Genomic DNA, 17,712 nt, shown 5'->3' with positions numbered 1-17,712 from the left:
CGAGGACAGTTTTTGCCGATTTCGCCGGGCAATAGTCGAACTATTGCCCAAGACCAGCCCGCAGGGCGCAGGACGCCACGAAGTGGCGGTCCCGAGCGCAGCGAGGGATGGGCCAGAGGCCCACAAAGCGGTGAAAAATGGACCGGCGAGGCCGTTTTGCAGCCGACGATCCTCAAGTCCGACAGGCTCCTAGCAGCAGGGGGCGTCTGGACAAGAGGCTGTATTTGCGGCGGCGCTGCGACCTTCCGGTCAGTCTTGGGCGGCGCCGCGGCGTCTCAGCGCAGTTGGAATCGTCGCAACAACCCCGGCGCTCACAGCCACACCACAGGGGGCCGTCGCCGCCGCGTGGGTGCAGGGCCAGGACGCGCAGCGGTGCATCGCCGTCAGCCAACTTCTTCCCGAGAAGGGGGCGGCGCAGGCTTTCGCTTGAGCGCCCCGGAGATCCAGCGCAGCACGGCCTTCACCGGCTCGGCGCTTGCGCCCGCGATCACCTCCGATGCCGCGGGCAATCTCACGCTGGTGTGGGAGCAGGCCAAGTCGGCGCAGGGCGGCCCGGTGCGCTACGGCCTGCTCGCCGCCCGAAGGGAGGCGCTCGCATCGCAGTGGTCACCGCCGCATCACCTCGACGACCCAGCGCAGCGCAGCGCGGGCAACCCGGTGCTGGCGGCCGATGCGGCGGGCAATGTGGTTTGCGCCTGGTATCAGGACGGAACGCGCGGCATGCAGGTGCAGACCGCGCGCTACAACCCGGCGCAGCGGCGCTGGGGGGCGCCGCAGACCTTGTCCGACCCGGCCGCCACGGTGCAGGCCAGTTTTCCCGCACTGGCGGTCGGTGCGGCAAGCAGTGTCATGGCCGTATGGCAGCAGTTCAACGGCTGGCGCACCCTCGCCGTCGCCCGCTGGCTGCCGTAAGGTCTGCTCTCAAGGAAACGCCGGGCCGCCCCAAGTTTCCTTGTCCACCTTGCGGCTTGCAGGCCGCTCGGATTCGGCTCCGTCCAGACTGCCGCAGGGCAGCCTGGAGCCGCGGGCCTCATCCCCCACGGGGGGCGGGCTGGGCGCAGCCCGGCCCTGGGGGCGCTCTCAAGGAAACGCAGGGCCGCCCCAAGTTTTCTCAGTCCACCTCGGGGGGGCTGACGCGAATGCGGCAGGTCTGGGGGCGCTCTCATTGCGTATCGGGGCAGCGGCCGAACAGCCAGAAGCAGCGCAATTGGCGCATCGCCGCCTTGACCCAGTAATCGATCTGACCCGTCTGGTCTTCCATCAGCGCATGGAGGTGGCTCTGATAGTCGTCCTCGGGCAACTCCAGATACGCCTCGGTTTCGCCGCCTTCGTTGCGCACCTTCATGCCGGCGCGACGGGCGATCTTGAGCATCGCGGCATTGCTGCTCAGGCACTGCATGTAGAGCACCCGCAGCCCGCGGTTGCGCGCATCCATCGCCGCGCGCGCAAACAGCCGTGTGCCGATGCCCAGCCCGCGCCCACGCGGCAAGACCGAAACGCCAAACTCCGCCCGCTGCGCATGGCCCTCCTCGATGGCGATGTGCGCCACCGCCAGCAACTCCAACTTGCGGTTGAACACGCCGAAAATATCATCCACGCCAAAGCGGATGGAATCGACATACGCCCGGATGCGCTCATCACTCGCTGCGTAGCCAAAGCGCAGATAGCGGTCATCCGGCCCCAGCGCCAGAAAATGCCGCAGCAACTGCGCACGATGCTCCGGCCCGATCGGTCGAATCGGGATGATCGGCGCGGGCAGACGCCGAGTGCGGGTCGGGACGACCGACGCACTGCCAGTGGCTTGCAGTGGAGCGGTTTCGGGAGGCTGAGTCATGATCGATACATGGATGAATCTGAATTGCTGCGGCGCAGCATGAGTGAAGCAGTTTAGGCGCTACCCTCGTAAATTCAAGAAATAGGGGCATTGCTGCTCCCATCCGGCCACAACGTACCTGAAATCAAGCGGCTACCCGTGACAAGACGGCCCACTTATCTATAATGGCACGTTTGGCTTCTGGCGAGGGCCAGAAAACCCATGCCGGTGGGCGCGGCGCAGATCGGCGTCTGATTCTCAGGCCGCACATCACTGGTGGGCTTTTTCATATCTCGCTCAAACATCGTTCATAGGAACAACCATGAAAACCTTCAGCGCCAAACCGGCCGAAGTCGTGCATGAGTGGTTCGTGATTGACGCAGAGAACAAGGTTCTCGGCCGGGTCGCCAGCGAAGTGGCCCGCCGTCTGCGTGGCAAACACAAACCCATCTACACCCCGCACGTCGATACCGGTGACTTCATCATTGTCGTCAACACCTCCAAGATCCGCGTGACCGGCAACAAGGCCAACGACAAGACCTACTATCGTCACACCGGCTATCCCGGCGGCATCTATGCCACCCGATTCAAGGATATGCAGGCGCGTCACCCCGGCCGTGCGCTGGAACTGGCTGTCAAGGGCATGCTGCCCAAAGGCCCGCTCGGTTACGCCATGATCAAGAAGCTCAAGGTCTATGCGGGTGCAGAGCATCCGCACAGCGCCCAGCAGCCCAAGACTCTCGACATCTAAGGACAGGCGATGATCGGAAACTGGAATTACGGCACAGGCCGTCGCAAGAGCTCCGTGGCCCGCGTCTTCATCAAGAAGGGCACCGGCAAAATCACCGTCAACGGCAAAGACGTCGAGCAGTATTTTGGCCGTCAGACCTCGATCATGATCGTCAAGCAACCCCTCGTTCTCACCGAGAACGTCGATAGCTTCGACATCAAGATCAACGTCCACGGCGGCGGCGAAACCGGACAGGCCGGCGCCGTGCGTCATGGCATCACCCGCGCGCTGATCGACTACGAGGCCACCCTCAAACCCGCACTATCCAAGGCAGGCTTCGTCACCCGCGACGCCCGCGAAGTGGAGCGGAAAAAAGTGGGCCTGCGCGGTGCCCGTCGCGCCAAGCAGTTCTCCAAGCGTTGATTCTCCATCGCTTGCACTCAAGCCCGCCTCGGCGGGCTTTTTTCATGGCTATCGCGCCAGCCCTCGGTCAACGAGGACTTTGCGGCTTCTGTGTTGGGGATACCCTATGCTACGAAGCTAGACCTGACCCCCTTTATTTGACCTCCACCGACACCCGGCGCTGCCGGGCTTGGTGAGTCTTGGGAAGTTCCACGCGCAGCACGCCATCCTTGTACCGGGCTGAAGCATTGCGCACCTCGACTTCTGCCGGCAATGGGATGGCGCGCTGGAAACTTCCATAGGCACATTCGGTCATGTGATAGCGCCCTTGAATGCGCTCCTCTTCGATCCGTTTTTCTCCGCTGACGACCAAGTATCCCGGGACCACCTGGATATCGAAATCGGCTTTGTCCATACCGGGCACCTCGAGTCGCACAAGTATTTTGTCGTCGTCGTCGCATACCTCAGCGGCCAGTACGCCCCATCCCGCATTGCGCCAAACCAGACTACGGATTTCACCCTCCGATTTCACCTGGTTTGGCGTGAACCGTGTGATCGCGCTCGAAGCCCGGCGATACAGCCGCTGCCAACCTTCGGCGATACTTTCCAAAACATGATTGAAATTGTCGCGCAATTGAGATAAAGCTACCATGATTTTAACCTCATTTGAATGATGACTGTCTACTATATAATATAGTTCTACATGCAGAATGGGAAATCGAATTCAGCATTGATTCAATTATTAAAAACCACTTAAACTTACCCGGCCATCAAGAAGCCAGGCCGCGTGAACCCCATGGCGATCATGTATCATTTCCTCAATGCTCTCTGATCAGCCAATACACCAAACCGAGTGTCAGCGATGAAAACCCAAGCGCGGCCAACTCCGTGGAATGGATGTTGCTCATATCCAGAATGATGAATTTCCTTGCCATGGCCAGCAAAGCAATCAGAATCACCGTACGAACCTGAACGATGTGCTCCCGCCTTTCCAGCACGCGCAGTATGGAATGCTTGAACTCCAAGGCGATCAGCAAGGTCAGAATCATACCGAATACGGTTTGAAACATGCCGTGATCCAAGGGATGCTGGCCATAACTCAGCAGCATGAAGAAAACCTGTCGCATAAGGTCCCACAACGCGACAATGATGATTGCCGCAATAAGGGTCGTCAGGATCAGGGAGATGATCTGCTCGAAGCGTTCGTAGAAAGTCATTACGCTCCAGAAACGCTGGATATCGCCGATAGGTCTGCTGTTGCGCTGGTCGATATGGTCGGTCATGAGAGTTCCGCCAAGGTCGTAAAACAAGAGCCCATGCAAAGAAGCCCCCCTTGGAGGGGACCGGCTTCTGTGGCAGAGCCCGCAGAAGCCGGCGCCAAATCAGGCTGCACTGACTGCGATCCTGCGCGGCTGCATTTCGGGCCGCTTGGTCAGACGCAAGGTGAGCTCGCCGTTTCTCAGCTCGGCACTGATGTTATCGGGATCGAGTTCCTTGCTCAAAGTGAAGCTGCGCTGATAACGGGTGGTATTTATATCGGCATACACAGCCTCCATGCCCTCAGGTATGTCGACCGAAGCTTCAGCGAAAATCGTCAGCGTGTCACCGCCTTCGACCTGAACATGCAGCCGGTCGTTGCTGACTCCGGGCAGATCGGCCTTGATGGTGATGCCGGTGGCATCCTCGAGGATGTCCACGGCCGGCCGGATGACCCGCTCGCCCGGGGCTGGCTGCCTAACAGGATTGGCCGGGGTTTTCAGCGGGGTTTGTTCGTCACTCATGATCGTTACTCCTTCTCAACTCGGTCATCTGTCGAAATGAGGCGTGCCGATCCTTAGCGCACCTCGATCCTGCGCGGCTGCAGCTCTTCCCTGCGCCCGATGGTGATATGCAATATCCCGTTTTTGTAAGTTGCGTTAACGCGGTCTGGATCGATACCGTCGGGCACCGTGATCACCCGCTTGAACTGGCCATTGAAACGCTCGCGCCGATAGACCTGGGTGTCCTTGGGGGGGTCCGAATCACGTGCGCCAGCCACAGTCAACAGGTTCTGTTCAAGCGAAATATCCAGTGCCTGAGGTTCCATGCCGGGAGCGAAGACATATACATCCACTTGTTTTGGCGTGGCGCCGATATTGATGGGAGGGTAGTTGCCGGAAGGCACCGCGCGAATATCGCGTGGCATACCCCAGTCGCCAAACAGTGCATCCATTTCGCGGCGCATGTTTTCGAACTGGTCGAACAAATCGCTGGCAAGCAGATAAGCCATGGTTGGATTCCTCCTTATCATTCCGAAACGACATGACATGGTCATGCACTCCATTTGACCATTGCCATGAAATCAAACACCATCTCGATGGCCGCTACATAAGGACAAAAGAGGGTATTTCAAGCGTCCTTCCCGCAAGAATCAGCGCCAAAAGCAGGCCATCGTGCGCCACAAATTTCACTTCGACTTCGGCCTGTCGCCGTGCTTCCTGACAAACCGGGTGACGAGAAATGCCGGATGTCTCAAGGGTCCTTCCATGGGCGGCTCCGCTGGTCCGGGCTGTCCTCCACTTGGCTGAGATGCCCCTTCAATGCAGCTTGATGCGCGGCTCGGTGGTGCGCGAGATCATGCGCGCCAGGGTGAGGAAAGCGGTCTTCCAGAAGCCGTGCAGGGCGTGCAGATGCATGCGGTAGAGCAGCCAGTAGATGAAGCGGGCGAAATGCCCTTCGATGAACATGCTGCCTTTCGATAGACCGCCCATGAGATTGCCCACGGTGCTGTGCTCGCCCAGCGACACCAACGAGCCGAAGTCGCGGTAGTGAAACGTCAGCAGCGGCTTGCCCTGCAATTGCCGGACGATCTGTCGGGCGACGAGGCTGGCCTGCTGGTGCGCCGCCTGAGCGCGCGGCGGCACGTTGCCGCCATGCCCTTCCCAGACGCAGGCGGCGCAGTCGCCCAGGGCGTAGATGGCGTCGTCGCGGCTGGTCTGCAGCGTGGGCCGCACGACGAGCTGGTTGATGCGGTTGGTCTCCAGGCCGTCGATGTCGCGCAGGAAATCCGGGGCCTTGACGCCTGCCGCCCAGACCACCAGTTCGGCGGGCAGAAAGTCGCCGTCTGCGGTGCGCACGCCCGTGGCGGTGACCTCGGTGACGCGCTTGCCGGTGTGCATCTGCACGCCCAGCTTCGCCAGCTCTGCCGCGGCGGCGGCCGAAAGGCGCTCGGGCAGCGCGGGCAGGATGCGAGGCGCGGCTTCAACGAGGCTCAGGCGCACGTCGCGCTCGGGGTCGATGCGGTCCAGGCCATAGGCGGCCAGCACCCGGGTGGCGTTGTGCAGCTCGGCCACCAGCTCCACCCCGGTCGCCCCAGCGCCGATGGCCACGACCTTGAGCTGCTCCGGCCGCAGCGGCTCGGTCTGCGTGTTGGCGGCGATGCAGGCATTCACCAGGCGCCGGTGAAAGCGCCTGGCGTCTTCGGGCGTGTCGAGAGCGATGGCATGTTCGGCCGCGCCGGGCGTGCCGAAGTCGTTGTTCTGGCTGCCCACGGCGATCACCAGGATGTCGTAGCCGATGCGGCGGCGCGGCACGATCTCGCGTCCGGTTTCCTCGTCGAGCGTGGGCGCGACCAATACCTCTCGCCGCGCGCGTTCGAGCCCGTCCATCGCGCCGAGCCGATACTTGAAATGGTGCCAGGTGGATTGGGCGAGGTAGTTCAGCTCGTTGTCGTCGATGCCCAGCGTGCCGGCTGCCGCCTGGTGCAGCAGCGGCTTCCAGAGATGGCTGCGACCCCGTTCGATCAGCGTGATCTCGGCGCGGCGGCGTCGGCCCAGGGTGTCGCCCAGCCGCGTGGCCAGCTCCAGCCCGCCAGCGCCTCCACCGACGATGACGATGCGAGGCAGCGGGGAATCGGTAGAAGTCTGGGGCATGGCGTTGGGTCATCGATGCAATGCCCTTATTGGAGACCGCCCGGCGCCCGCGCGCAAGCGGCGGCGCGACCACTAACATGCACGGCTACGCCGCAGCCCGCTTTCTCTTTATCCTGATCCGGGCGTCTCTCGCGGCCTCAACCCGCAATCCTCACAATGAACGAGAAGTACGACGCCAGCGCGGTGGAAGCCGCCGCGCAAGCCCACTGGCAAAGCACCCACGCCTACCGCGTGCGCGAAGACAAGCCGGGCCAGAAGTTCTACGCCTGCTCCATGCTGCCCTACCCCTCGGGCAAGCTGCACATGGGCCATGTGCGCAACTACACCATCAACGACATGCTCGCCCGCCATCTGCGCATGAACGGCTACAACGTGCTCATGCCGATGGGCTGGGACGCCTTCGGTCTGCCGGCCGAAAACGCGGCAATGAAAAACCAGGTGCCCCCGGCGAAGTGGACCTATGAAAACATTGCCCATATGAAGCAGCAGATGCAGGCCATGGGTCTGGCCATCGACTGGAGCCGCGAGGTGGCGACCTGCTCGCCCGAGTATTACAAGTGGAATCAGTGGCTGTTCCTCAAGATGCTGGAAAAGGGCATCGCCGAGCGCCGCACCCAGGTGGTCAACTGGGACCCGGTCGACCAGACCGTGCTGGCCAACGAGCAGGTGATCGACGGCCGCGGCTGGAGAAGCGGCGCCATGGTGGAGAAGCGCGAAATCCCCGGCTACTACCTCAAGATCACCGACTACGCCGAGGAGTTGTTGGCCGCGGTGGCCGACCCCAGCAACGAGAACTATCTGTCCGGCTGGCCCGAGCGGGTGCGGCTGATGCAGGAGAACTGGATCGGCAAGAGCGCCGGGGTGCGTTTCGCCTTCACGCATGACATCCGCGACGACTCGGGCGCGCTCATCCAGGACGGCCGCCTGTATGTGTTCACCACCCGGGCGGACACCATCATGGGCGTGACCTTCTGCGCCGTGGCGCCCGAGCATCCGCTGGCCGCGCACGCCGCATCTGGCAACGCCGAACTCGCCGCCTTCATCGAACGCTGCCAGCAAGGCGGCACCACCGAGGCCGAGCTCGCGCTGAAAGAAAAGGAGGGCATGCCTACCGGGCTGTTCGTCACCCACCCGCTCACGGGCGAACAAGTGCCGGTTTGGGTCGGCAACTATGTGCTGATGAGCTATGGCGACGGCGCGGTGATGGGCGTGCCCGCGCACGACGAGCGCGACTTTGCGTTTGCCAAAAAATATGGTCTGCCGATCAAGCAGGTGGTCACGGTGGAGGGCGAGACTTTCTCCACCGACGCCTGGGCCGATTGGTATGGCGACAAGCAGCGCGCGGTATGCGTTCACTCGGGCGAACTCGATGGCCTGCCCTACGCCGCGGCGGTCGACAAGGTCGCCGAACTGCTCGCCGCCAAGGGCCTGGGCGAGAAGCGCACCACCTGGCGGCTGCGCGACTGGGGCGTGAGCCGCCAGCGCTACTGGGGCACGCCCATTCCCATCATCCACTGCCCGGACTGCGGCGCCGTGCCGGTGCCGGAGCAAGACCTGCCGGTCGTCCTGCCCGAAGACCTGATTCCCGACGGCAGCGGCAACCCGCTGCAGCATTGCGCCGCCTTCGTCGACGTGGCCTGTCCGCGGTGCGGCCAAGCCGCCAAGCGCGAAACCGACACCATGGACACCTTCGTCGATTCGAGCTGGTACTTCATGCGTTACACCTGCGCCGACAATCACGACGCCATGGTCGATGCCCGCACCGACTACTGGATGCCGATGGACCAGTACATCGGCGGCATCGAGCACGCCATTCTGCACCTGCTGTACGCGCGCTTCTGGACCAAGGTGATGCGCGACCTGGGGCTGGTCAAGGTCGACGAGCCGTTCAAGCGCCTGCTCACCCAGGGCATGGTGCTCAACCACATCTACTCGCGCAAGACGCCCCAGGGCGGCATCGAGTATTTCTGGCCGCACGAGGTCGAGAACGTGCTCGACGCGCAGGGCCGGATCGTCTGCGCCCGGCTCAAGGCCGACGGCTCGGCGGTGGACTACGGCGGCGTGGGCACGATGAGCAAGAGCAAGAACAACGGCGTCGATCCGCAGGATCTCATCGACCGCTTCGGCGCCGACACCGCCCGCCTGTTCACCATGTTCGCCGCCCCGCCCGAGGCCACGCTGGAGTGGAACGACGCCGCGGTGGAGGGCGCGCACCGCTTTCTCAAGCGGGTGTGGGCTTTCGGACAGAAACTCAGCACCCTGGCCTCGTCCCAAGACGAATCGGGTGAGGCTGCACGCAAGCTGCGCCGCGAAGTGCATCAGACTCTGCAACAGGTGAATTTCGACTATGGCCGCATGCAGTACAACACCGTGGTTTCTGGCGCGATGAAGCTGCTCAACGCCCTGGAAGGCGCTGACGCCGCTGCCGCAGGCATGACCGGCGCGCTGCGCGAAGGCTTCGGCATCCTGCTGCGCGTGCTCTACCCGGCCACCCCGCACATCGCCCACGTCCTGTGGCAGGAGCTCGGCTATGTCGCCCAGCAGGGCGATCTGCTCGACGCGCCCTGGCCGCAGGTCGATGAGGCCGCGCTGGTGCAGGACACCATCGAACTCATGCTGCAGGTCAACGGCAAGTTGCGCGGCGCCATTCAGGTCGCCGCCAGCGCCGACAAGGCGGCGATCGAGGCCGCCGCGCTGGCCAGCGCCGACTTCGCCAGGTTCAGCGAGGGCAAGGCGGCGAAAAAGGTCATCGTGGTGCCGGGGCGTCTGGTCAATGTGGTGGTCTGAAGCATGAAGCGCCGCAGCCTGCTCGCCGTCGCCCCCCTGCTGGCCCTGAACGCCTGCGGTTTTCAGTTGCGCGGCTCGACCAATCTGTCGTTCAGCTCGCTGTTTGTCGCGGGCGCCGAGACCTCGGCCTTCGTCATCGCCCTCAAGCGCAGAATCGCCGCGACCACGTCTACGCGCATCGCGCCCGATGCCCAGTCGGCGCAGGCGGTGTTCACCCTGCTGGGCGAATCGCAGACGCAGACCGCCCAGGCCTACAACGCCGACGGCACGGTGGCGCAATATCAGTTGCGCTATACCGTGCGCTTTCAGCTCGCCACGCCGCAGGGCAGGATGCTGATCGCCCCGACCGACCTGACGCAGACCAGCAATCTGAGCTACAACTCCAGCGCCATGCTGGCCAAGGCCAACGAAACCGATCTGCTCTACCGCGGCATGCGCCAGGAGCTCATCGACCGCCTGATGTTCCAGCTCGCCGCGGTGAAGGTGAACTGATGCAGATCCCCTCGGAGCAGCTCGACGCCCACCTCGCCCGGCAGCTCGGCGCGCTGTACGTGGTGTACGGAGATGAGACGCTGCTGGTCAACGAGGCCGTGGATGCCATACGCGCCCGCGCCCGCCAGCAGGGATTCGACGAACGCGAGAGTCACACGGTGGAACGCGGCTTCGACTGGAGCCATCTGCTTGCGGGCAGCCGCGAGATCAGCCTGTTCGGTGGCAGACGGCTCATCGAACTGCACATTCCCGGCGGCAAACCCGGACGCGACGGCGGCGAAGCGCTGGCCGCACTCCCCGGCCATCTCTCGGCCGACGTCATGGCCGTGGTCATCCTGCCCCGCCTGGATGCGGCGACGCAGAAGTCCAACTGGTTCGGCGCCCTGAGCCAGCGCGGCATCGCGGTGCGGGTGGACAGCATCGAACTGCCGCAACTGCCGCGCTGGATCGCCGCGCGGCTGCAGCGCCACGGCTTGATTCTCCCGCCGGGCGAAGCGGGGCGCGCGCTCACCGATTTTCTGGTCGCGCGGGTGGAAGGCAATCTGCTTGCGGCGCATCAGGAGATCGAAAAGCTCGCCCTGCTGTGCTCGCCGGGCGAGCTCGATCCCGACGCGGTCGAGCAGGCGGTGCTCAACGTGGCGCGCTACAGCGTGTTCAAGCTCGGCGAAGCCGTGCTGGGCGGCGATGTCGCCCGCCTGCGCCGCATGCTCGGCGGACTGCAGGCCGAAGGCGTGGCCCCGGTGCTGGTGCACTGGACGCTGGCCGACGACATCCGCGCCTGGCTGCGCATCCGCCAGGGTCTGGACGCCGGGCAGTCGCTGCCCGCGCTGCTGCGCGCCAACCGCATCTGGGGCGTGAAGGAAAAATTGCTCGAACGCGCCCTGCCGCGCCTGCGCACCCCCGATCTGGAACGGCTGCTGCAACTGGCCGCGCAATGCGATCTGGCCGTCAAGGGCCTGCGACCCGACACCCTGCCGCGCGCGCCGTGGGAAGCGCTTGAGGTGCTCGCGCTGTCCATGCTCGAAGCGCTGTGGCCCACGCCGCCCGGTGCGCGTCAGGGCCGAAGGCTGGTGCTGCGCCCGGCGTTTTAGTGCCTGTTCACGCCCGATGGATGACCATCCCCCTCCCAACCTCCCCCGCAAGCGGAGGAGGTGTTTTTACTTGTGAACTCTGCCGCACAGCCCGGCTCCGAGCACAGTCCGCTGCATTTCGTGGCTTCATTCATTGCAACGTTCATGGCCTTTTTTCTGCACCGTTCCCGCGTCGTTCTGCTGTCCCAAGCCCTGGCCGCACTCGGGCTGTCTGCTGCCGTCTTGCCCCCCGCGGCCTTAGCCCAGACTGCCCCCGCACCCGATCACGCGCCCAGCTTCACAGCGGGGCCGGACGATGTCATGCGCGTGCTGCCCGCACAACTGCTCCCCGCTTTGCAGGTGGACTGCCACGGCGTGAAAACCGCCGCGCCCGCCTGGCCCGCGCAGTTGCAGGCTTGTGCCGCCTTGTTGACGGCGCTCAATCAGGTGAGCGTGCCGGAGAAGCAGGCATCCCTGCCGACGGCCATGCTCTGCCCCGCACCCAGCCCGCTTGCCGCAGCCTGGAGCCGAGCGGCGGAGCAGGCCGGCAATCTGGTCAAGCTCGATTTTGCCGGTGCGCCCGAGCAGGTCAGCGGCGCCAGCTTCATCGGTCCGAAAGGCAGCCGCGTGCTGCTCGTCAACCGCAGCGCGCAGGCCGTGCGGGTCAAACTCGGAACCTGGGTGGGCAAGGCGGCGCGGCTCGATCAATACACCGAACCAAGCGGCGTAGCCCAAGCGCCAAGAGTCCAGCATCTGCGCCGCGAATTGGACGCGCAAGATGCCCAGGGCATTCTGCTGCCGCCGATGTCGCTCAGCGTGGTGGGGTGAACTTCACTGCGATAGTCAAGCTGCAATCAAACGGCCCACTGCCGCAACTCATCCAACCCGACCACGCCCGACCAGGGCTGGCTGCCGATGCGCCCGGTCGCGGGGGCGTCCGCTTCGCCCAGGCCGTCGAGCCAGGCCAGTGCGCCGTCGAAGTTTTCGTGATGCGTGTAGGCGCCGGTGGTGACGATGGTGCGCAGACCGGCGCCGTGCGCGGCGCGCAGGCCGTTGGTGGAATCTTCGAACGCCAGCGCCTGATCAGGGCACAGCGCCAGGCGTTCGAGCACCCAGGTGTAGATGCCGGGGTCGGGTTTTTTGCGCGGCACGGCGTCTCCTGCGCCCACCACTTCGAACCACTCCATGCCGCGCGCACCCAGCGTGGCGTGGATGAGCGCCTCGACATTGTCCGGCGTGGTGGTGGTGGCAATCGCCAGCCGCAGACCGGCGCCGCGCGCCTGTTCCAGCACCCGGCGCACGCCGGGGCGCAGACCGATGCCGCCCGCGGCGACCCGCCGCACATAGTGCGCGGTCTTGCGGCGGTGCAGATCGGCGATCAGCCCCGCCGCTTCCGACGCAGCCGCGGCCTGCGGGTCGATCTCCTGCCAGTAAGCCAGCATGCGCTCCTTGCCGCCGGTGATGGCGAGCAGGCGACCGTAGGTGGGCACATCCCAGTTCCAATCGAGCCCGGCATCGGCAAAGGCCTGATTGAAGGCGATGCGGTGACCGTCGCGCTCGGTCTCGGCCAGGGTGCCGTCGACGTCGAAAATCAGTGCGCGCAGAGGCGTTGAATTCATGCCTCGCCTTTCCATTTGATCGAGCAGCCGATGCTGGGATATTGCTCATCCGGGCCGATGCCGGTGGCGGCGATCTGCTTCATGGCCTCGAACAGGTCGCGGCGCGCGTCGGGCGGCGCTGCCTGCTTGCGCGAGGCGTCGAGCTGGCCGCGGTATTGCAGCTTCAAATCGGCATTGAAGCCGAAAAAATCGGGCGTGCACACCGCACCGTAGGCCTTGGCGACCTGCTGCGTTTCGTCGAACAGGTAGGGAAAGCCGAAGCCATGCCTTGCGGCGAAGTCCTTCATGCGGTCGAAGGAATCTTCCGGGTAGGCGGTGACATCATTGCTGTTGATCGCCACCGCATGCACGCCGAGGGCGCGCAGTTCGTCGGTGTCTCGGCGAATGCGGTCGGCCACGGCCTGCACATAGGGGCAGTGGTTGCAGATGAACAGGACCAGCGTGCCCTTGGGTCCGCGCACATCGGCCAGGCTCCAGGTGCGGCCGTCCACACCGGGCAGGGAAAAATCGGGCGCGGCGAAGCCGCGTTGCAGGGGATCGGCGGTGGCTGCCATCGAAAGCCTCCTTTGAACGAGGTTTGAAATGGGTTTGCACAGATGACAACCCCGGCAGGCGCCGGGGTTGTCGGTCAGTCAGATGCGTACTGGATCAGTTGATCTTGGGATCGAGTTCGCCCTTTTCGTAGCGCTTGTACATCTCTTCCAGATTGATCGGCTTGATCCTGGGCGCATGGCCTGCCGTGCCGAAGGCTTCGTAACGCGCCTTGCAAATGTCTTTCATGGCCTTGGTCGAGGCGGCGAGGAATTTGCGCGGGTCGAACTCTTTCGGATTCTCGGCGAGGAATTTGCGCGTCGCGCCGGTGGACGCCATGCGCAGATCGGTGTCGATGTTGACCTTGCGCACGCCGTGCCTGATGCCCTCGACGATCTCCTCGACCGGCACGCCGTAGGTCTCGCCCATGTCGCCGCCGTATTCGTTGATGATCTTGAGCCATTCCTGCGGCACCGAGGAGGAGCCGTGCATCACCAGATGGGTGTTGGGAATGCGCGCGTGGATTTCCTTGATGCGGCCGATGGCGAGAATGTCGCCGGTGGGCGGGCGGGTGAACTTGTACGCGCCGTGGCTGGTACCGATGGCGATCGCCAGGGCGTCCACGCCGGTCTTCTTCACGAAGTCGGCGGCTTCTTCGGGGTCGGTGAGCAACTGGCTGTGGTCGAGCGTGCCTTCGGCGCCGATGCCGTCTTCTTCACCTGCGGTGCCGGTTTCCAGCGACCCGAGGCAGCCGAGTTCGCCTTCGACCGACACGCCGCAGGCATGCGCCATTTCCACCGTGCGACGGGTGACGTCGACGTTGTACTCGTAGCTGGTCGGGGTTTTGCCGTCGGTGCCCAGCGAGCCGTCCATCATCACCGAGCTGAAGCCGAGCTGGATCGAGCGCTGGCACACCGCCGGGCTGGTGCCGTGGTCCTGGTGCATGACCACGGGAATATCGGGCCACTCTTCGACCGCCGCAAGGATGAGGTGGCGCAGGAAGGGTGCGCCGGCGTATTTGCGCGCGCCGGCCGAAGCCTGGAGGATGACCGGGGAATCGGTCTCGGCGGCGGCTTCCATGATGGCGCGCACTTGTTCGAGGTTGTTGACGTTGAAGGCGGGAACGCCGTAGGAATGCTCGGCCGCGTGGTCGAGCAGTTGACGCAGGGAAATCAGGGCCATGATGGACTCCTCAAGAAGGGAAAGACAGGGTCAACGAAAGTTGGGCACAACGAGAGTCGGGCACAAATTCAGCCATCAGGACAGCGGCAGTTTGGCGCGCTGCTGCAGTATCTCGAAGGCGGGCAACTGCTTGCCTTCGAGCACTTCGAGAAAGGCGCCGCCGCCGGTGGAGATATAGCCGATCTTGTCGGCGATGCCGTATTTGGCAATGGCCGCCAGGGTATCGCCGCCGCCCGCGATGGAGAAGGCAGGGCTGTTGGCGATGGCCTCGGCCAGCGTCCTGGTGCCGTTGGCGAAGGCGTCGAACTCGAATACGCCCACCGGCCCGTTCCAGACGATGGTGCCTGCGGTCTTGAGCTTGTCGGCCAGCATTTGCGCGGTCTTGGGGCCGATGTCGAGAATCAGGTCGTCGGCGCCCACGTCATGGGCGTCCTTGACCGTGGCCTTCGCATCGGCGGCGAAGCGGTCGGCCACGACCACGTCCACCGGAATGGGCACTTCGGCGCCGCGTGCCTTCATCTTGGCGATGACTTTTTTCGCTTCATCCACCAGATCGGGCTCGGCCAGGCTCTTGCCGATGGGCAGCCCTTCGGCCAGCATGAAGGTGTTGGCGATGCCGCCGCCGACGATCAGGCCGTCGACCTTGTCGGCCAGGCTCTGCAGGATGGTGAGCTTGGTGGACACCTTGGAGCCCGCGACGATGGCCACCAGCGGACGCGCGGGCTTTTCCAGCGCGCGGCTGATGGCGTCGATCTCGGCGGCCAGCAGCGGGCCCGCGCAGGCGATGGGCGCGTACTTGGCAATGCCGTAGGTGGTCGCTTCGGCGCGGTGCGCGGTGCCGAAGGCGTCGTTCACATAGATGTCGCAGAGCCTGGCGATCTTTTGCGACAGCGCGTCATCGTTCTTTTTCTCGCCCTTGTTGAGGCGGGCGTTTTCGAGCATGACCACTTCGCCGGGGCGCACGTCGAAGCCGCCGTCCACCCAGTTGGCCTGCAGCTTGACCGGCAGGCCGAGCAGCTCGCTCAGGCGCCGGGCCACGGGGGCCAGCGAATCCTCGGGCTTGAACTCGCCTTCGGTCGGGCGGCCCAGGTGCGAGGTGATCATCACCGCGGCGCCAGCGTCGAGCGCCATCCTCACCGCGGGCACGGAAGCGCGCACGCGGGTGTCTTCGGTGATCTCGCCCTGGTCGTTGAGTGGCACGTTCAGATCGGCGCGGATGAATACGCGCTTGTCCTGGGCGAAGCCGCGCTTGCACACTTCTTCAAAGGTCAGGATTTGCATCAATCTCTCCTCGGTTCTGCCCCAGGTGGGTCTGCGCGCAGACCCGCCTGGGACGCCACAACAATAAGCGCCATCAGTTGCTGGCGACGTGCTGGGCGAAGCGCAGCATATTGCAGGTGTAGCCGTATTCGTTGTCATACCAAGACACCACCTTGACGAAGGTGGGATCGAGGGCGATGCCGGCCTCGGCATCGAAGATCGACGGCAGCGAGCTGCCGCGAAAGTCGGTGGAGACGACCTTGTCTTCGGTGTAACCCAGCACGCCCTTGAGCGGGCCCTCGGATGCGGCCTTCATCGCGGCGCAGATGTCGGCGTAGCTGGCTTGCCTGTCGAGTTCGACGGTCAGGTCGACCACCGACACATCGGGCGTGGGCACGCGAAAGCTCATGCCGGTGAGCTTCTTGTTCAGCTCGGGGATGACCTTGCCCACGGCCTTGGCGGCTCCGGTGCTCGATGGAATGATGTTGTCGAGAATGCCGCGGCCGCCGCGCCAGTCCTTGTTCGACGGGCCGTCCACGGTCTTTTGCGTGGATGTGGCGGCGTGCACCGTGCTCATCAGCCCGCGCTTGATGCCGAAGCTGTCGTGGAGCACCTTGGCCACGGGAGCCAGGCAGTTGGTGGTGCAGGAGGCGGCGGAGACGATGCTCTCACCGGCGTACTTGGCGTGATTCACGCCATAGACGAACATCGGCGTGTCGTCCTTCGACGGGGCGGTTTGCACCACTTTTTTCGCTCCGGCGTCGAGGTGCTTCTGGCAGGTGTCGTGGGTGAGGAAAAAGCCGGTGGCTTCGATCACCAGGTCGGCATTCACTTCGCTCCACTTCAGGTTGGCGGGATCGCGCTCGGCGGTCAGGCGGATTTTCTTGCCGTTGACCACGAGGTGGTTGCCCTCCACCCCCACCGTGCCGTTGAAGCGGCCATGCACCGAGTCGTACTGCAGCATATAGGCCAGGTAGTCGGGTTCGAGCAGGTCGTTGATGGCGACGATTTCGAGGTCGCTGAATTCGGCTTCCTGCGCCACGGCCCGGAACACCATGCGGCCGATGCGGCCGAATCCATTGATGGCAACACGAATGGTCATATGAAATCTCCTGGATGAAGGTTGAGCATGAAAGGGGGATCGGGTAGGCCGCCAAAGAAAAACGATCAAAAACGATCAGTCGACCGGGTGCAGGGACTGGGTCGGCACGGCTTCGACGACTGCGGCCACCGTCGGGATGATGCGATCGGGCGACGCGAGGGCGATGGATTTGCCGTGGTTGTAGCCATAGGGTACCGCCCATATCGGCACCCCGGCGGCCCGCGCCGTGGCGACATCGGTCTCGGAATCGCCAACGAACAGGGCGCGATCGGGCTGCAGCTTGAAGGCGTCGAGACAGTAGCGCACCGGCAGCGGGTCGGGCTTCTTGGCTTCGAGCGTGTCGCCCGCGACCACCATGTCGAAAAAGTGCCGGATGCCATGCACCATGAGCACGGTCGTGGTAAAGCGCTGCTCCTTGTTGGTGACCAGCGCGATGCGCACCTGCGCCGCGCGCAGCGCCTTGAGGGTGCTCAGCACGTCGGGATAGAGGCGGCTGCGCTTGCCGGTGCGCTCGGCATAGAACGCGGCGAAGCGCGGCATCAGGATGTCGAGCGTGCCGGTGCGCCGCACGGTCTCTTCTTCGAGGCCGGTGGCGTGCGCATAGGCATGCAGCATGAGCGCGCGCGTGCCCTGTCCGATCCAGGCGCGGATGAGATGCTCGGAGACCTCGGGCAGTTGCTGGTCGCGCAGCAGGTCGTTGACCGCATCGGCGATTTCCGGCGCGGTCTCGACCAGCGTGCCGTCGAGGTCGAACATCACCAGGTCGAACGGGATGGACAGGGCTTGCGTCATCTCTGTGTGTGCGGGTGGCGT

At 64.2% G+C, this 17,712-nt stretch carries 19 protein-coding genes; 7 read left to right on the top strand and 12 right to left on the bottom strand.

Annotation, left to right across the window (positions count from 1 at the left end; genetic code table 11):
* Positions 1 to 426 precede the first annotated feature (426 nt).
* Complete coding sequence (locus RBR52_RS09405) at positions 427 to 912, top strand: hypothetical protein (RefSeq protein WP_320376952.1); 486 nt, start codon at positions 427 to 429, stop codon at positions 910 to 912.
* Between the two features lie 250 nt (positions 913 to 1,162).
* Here RBR52_RS09405 and RBR52_RS09400 read toward each other — a convergent pair whose 3' ends face one another.
* The gene (locus RBR52_RS09400; RefSeq protein WP_320376951.1) at positions 1,163 to 1,834 is read right to left on the bottom strand and encodes a GNAT family N-acetyltransferase; all 672 of its coding nucleotides are present in this window, start codon (positions 1,832 to 1,834) and stop codon (positions 1,163 to 1,165) included.
* 301 nt (positions 1,835 to 2,135) lie between these two features.
* On the opposite strand from RBR52_RS09400, the gene rplM reads away from it, so the two are divergent.
* Together rplM and rpsI are read left to right on the top strand one after the other, a co-directional pair.
* Positions 2,136 to 2,564, top strand: a complete 429-nt coding sequence (rplM, locus tag RBR52_RS09395) for a 50S ribosomal protein L13 (protein WP_320376950.1) — start codon at positions 2,136 to 2,138, stop codon at positions 2,562 to 2,564.
* A gap of 9 nt (positions 2,565 to 2,573) precedes the next feature.
* Positions 2,574 to 2,966, top strand: a complete 393-nt coding sequence (gene rpsI / locus RBR52_RS09390; protein WP_079418189.1) for a 30S ribosomal protein S9 — start codon at positions 2,574 to 2,576, stop codon at positions 2,964 to 2,966.
* A gap of 133 nt (positions 2,967 to 3,099) precedes the next feature.
* Here the strand turns inward: rpsI and RBR52_RS09385 are convergent, their stop codons facing one another.
* The 5 genes from RBR52_RS09385 to RBR52_RS09365 all read right to left on the bottom strand — a co-directional run bounded on the left by RBR52_RS09385 (position 3,100) and on the right by RBR52_RS09365 (position 6,856).
* The gene (locus RBR52_RS09385; protein WP_320376949.1) at positions 3,100 to 3,597 is read right to left on the bottom strand and encodes an Hsp20/alpha crystallin family protein; all 498 of its coding nucleotides are present in this window, start codon (positions 3,595 to 3,597) and stop codon (positions 3,100 to 3,102) included.
* A 166-nt stretch (positions 3,598 to 3,763) separates the two neighbouring features.
* On the bottom strand, positions 3,764 to 4,228 hold the full coding sequence (locus tag RBR52_RS09380) for a phosphate-starvation-inducible PsiE family protein (RefSeq protein ID WP_320376948.1): 465 nt from the start codon (positions 4,226 to 4,228) through the stop codon (positions 3,764 to 3,766).
* Positions 4,229 to 4,327: 99 nt separating this feature from the next.
* Positions 4,328 to 4,726, bottom strand: a complete 399-nt coding sequence (locus RBR52_RS09375) for an Hsp20/alpha crystallin family protein (RefSeq protein WP_320376947.1) — start codon at positions 4,724 to 4,726, stop codon at positions 4,328 to 4,330.
* Positions 4,727 to 4,779: 53 nt separating this feature from the next.
* Positions 4,780 to 5,214: an Hsp20/alpha crystallin family protein gene (locus RBR52_RS09370; RefSeq protein ID WP_320376946.1), complete on the bottom strand. Its 435-nt coding sequence runs from the start codon at positions 5,212 to 5,214 to the stop codon at positions 4,780 to 4,782.
* A gap of 307 nt (positions 5,215 to 5,521) precedes the next feature.
* The gene (locus RBR52_RS09365; RefSeq protein WP_320376945.1) at positions 5,522 to 6,856 is read right to left on the bottom strand and encodes an NAD(P)/FAD-dependent oxidoreductase; all 1,335 of its coding nucleotides are present in this window, start codon (positions 6,854 to 6,856) and stop codon (positions 5,522 to 5,524) included.
* Positions 6,857 to 7,012: 156 nt separating this feature from the next.
* On the opposite strand from RBR52_RS09365, the gene leuS reads away from it, so the two are divergent.
* The 4 genes from leuS (at position 7,013) to RBR52_RS09345 (ending at position 12,033) form a co-directional block, all read left to right on the top strand.
* Positions 7,013 to 9,643 (top strand): leucine--tRNA ligase, encoded by a 2,631-nt coding sequence (gene leuS, locus RBR52_RS09360; RefSeq protein ID WP_320376944.1) that lies wholly within the window; start codon positions 7,013 to 7,015, stop codon positions 9,641 to 9,643.
* 3 nt (positions 9,644 to 9,646) lie between these two features.
* Positions 9,647 to 10,135 (top strand): LPS assembly lipoprotein LptE, encoded by a 489-nt coding sequence (gene lptE, locus RBR52_RS09355; RefSeq protein ID WP_320376943.1) that lies wholly within the window; start codon positions 9,647 to 9,649, stop codon positions 10,133 to 10,135.
* On the top strand, positions 10,135 to 11,226 hold the full coding sequence (gene holA, locus RBR52_RS09350) for a DNA polymerase III subunit delta (protein WP_320376942.1): 1,092 nt from the start codon (positions 10,135 to 10,137) through the stop codon (positions 11,224 to 11,226). The genes lptE and holA overlap by 1 nt, the downstream gene beginning before the upstream one ends.
* Positions 11,227 to 11,370: 144 nt before the next feature.
* Positions 11,371 to 12,033 carry a hypothetical protein gene (locus RBR52_RS09345; protein ID WP_320376941.1) on the top strand — a complete coding sequence of 221 codons (663 nt, stop codon included), beginning with the start codon at positions 11,371 to 11,373 and terminating at the stop codon, positions 12,031 to 12,033.
* Positions 12,034 to 12,059: 26 nt separating this feature from the next.
* Here the strand turns inward: RBR52_RS09345 and RBR52_RS09340 are convergent, their stop codons facing one another.
* The 6 genes from RBR52_RS09340 to RBR52_RS09315 form a co-directional block, all read right to left on the bottom strand.
* Positions 12,060 to 12,824, bottom strand: a complete 765-nt coding sequence (locus tag RBR52_RS09340; RefSeq protein WP_320376940.1) for an HAD family hydrolase — start codon at positions 12,822 to 12,824, stop codon at positions 12,060 to 12,062.
* Positions 12,821 to 13,378, bottom strand: a complete 558-nt coding sequence (locus tag RBR52_RS09335; RefSeq protein ID WP_320376939.1) for a thioredoxin family protein — start codon at positions 13,376 to 13,378, stop codon at positions 12,821 to 12,823. Before RBR52_RS09335 ends, RBR52_RS09340 begins: the two co-directional genes overlap by 4 nt.
* 94 nt (positions 13,379 to 13,472) lie before the next feature.
* Positions 13,473 to 14,537 (bottom strand): class II fructose-bisphosphate aldolase, encoded by a 1,065-nt coding sequence (gene fba / locus RBR52_RS09330; protein ID WP_320376938.1) that lies wholly within the window; start codon positions 14,535 to 14,537, stop codon positions 13,473 to 13,475.
* A gap of 75 nt (positions 14,538 to 14,612) precedes the next feature.
* Positions 14,613 to 15,818: a phosphoglycerate kinase gene (locus RBR52_RS09325; RefSeq protein WP_320376937.1), complete on the bottom strand. Its 1,206-nt coding sequence runs from the start codon at positions 15,816 to 15,818 to the stop codon at positions 14,613 to 14,615.
* Between the two features lie 73 nt (positions 15,819 to 15,891).
* Positions 15,892 to 16,899 carry a type I glyceraldehyde-3-phosphate dehydrogenase gene (gene gap, locus RBR52_RS09320; protein ID WP_320376936.1) on the bottom strand — a complete coding sequence of 336 codons (1,008 nt, stop codon included), beginning with the start codon at positions 16,897 to 16,899 and terminating at the stop codon, positions 15,892 to 15,894.
* A 75-nt stretch (positions 16,900 to 16,974) separates the two neighbouring features.
* Positions 16,975 to 17,691, bottom strand: a complete 717-nt coding sequence (locus RBR52_RS09315; protein WP_320376935.1) for a phosphoglycolate phosphatase — start codon at positions 17,689 to 17,691, stop codon at positions 16,975 to 16,977.
* Positions 17,692 to 17,712 lie beyond the last annotated feature (21 nt).

The organism is Thiomonas sp. (assembly GCF_034007205.1).
Classification (GTDB): Bacteria; Pseudomonadota; Gammaproteobacteria; order Burkholderiales; family Burkholderiaceae_C; genus Thiomonas.
Note: the sequence above shows the minus strand (reverse complement) of the source record. Positions and strands in the feature narration are given on the sequence as shown.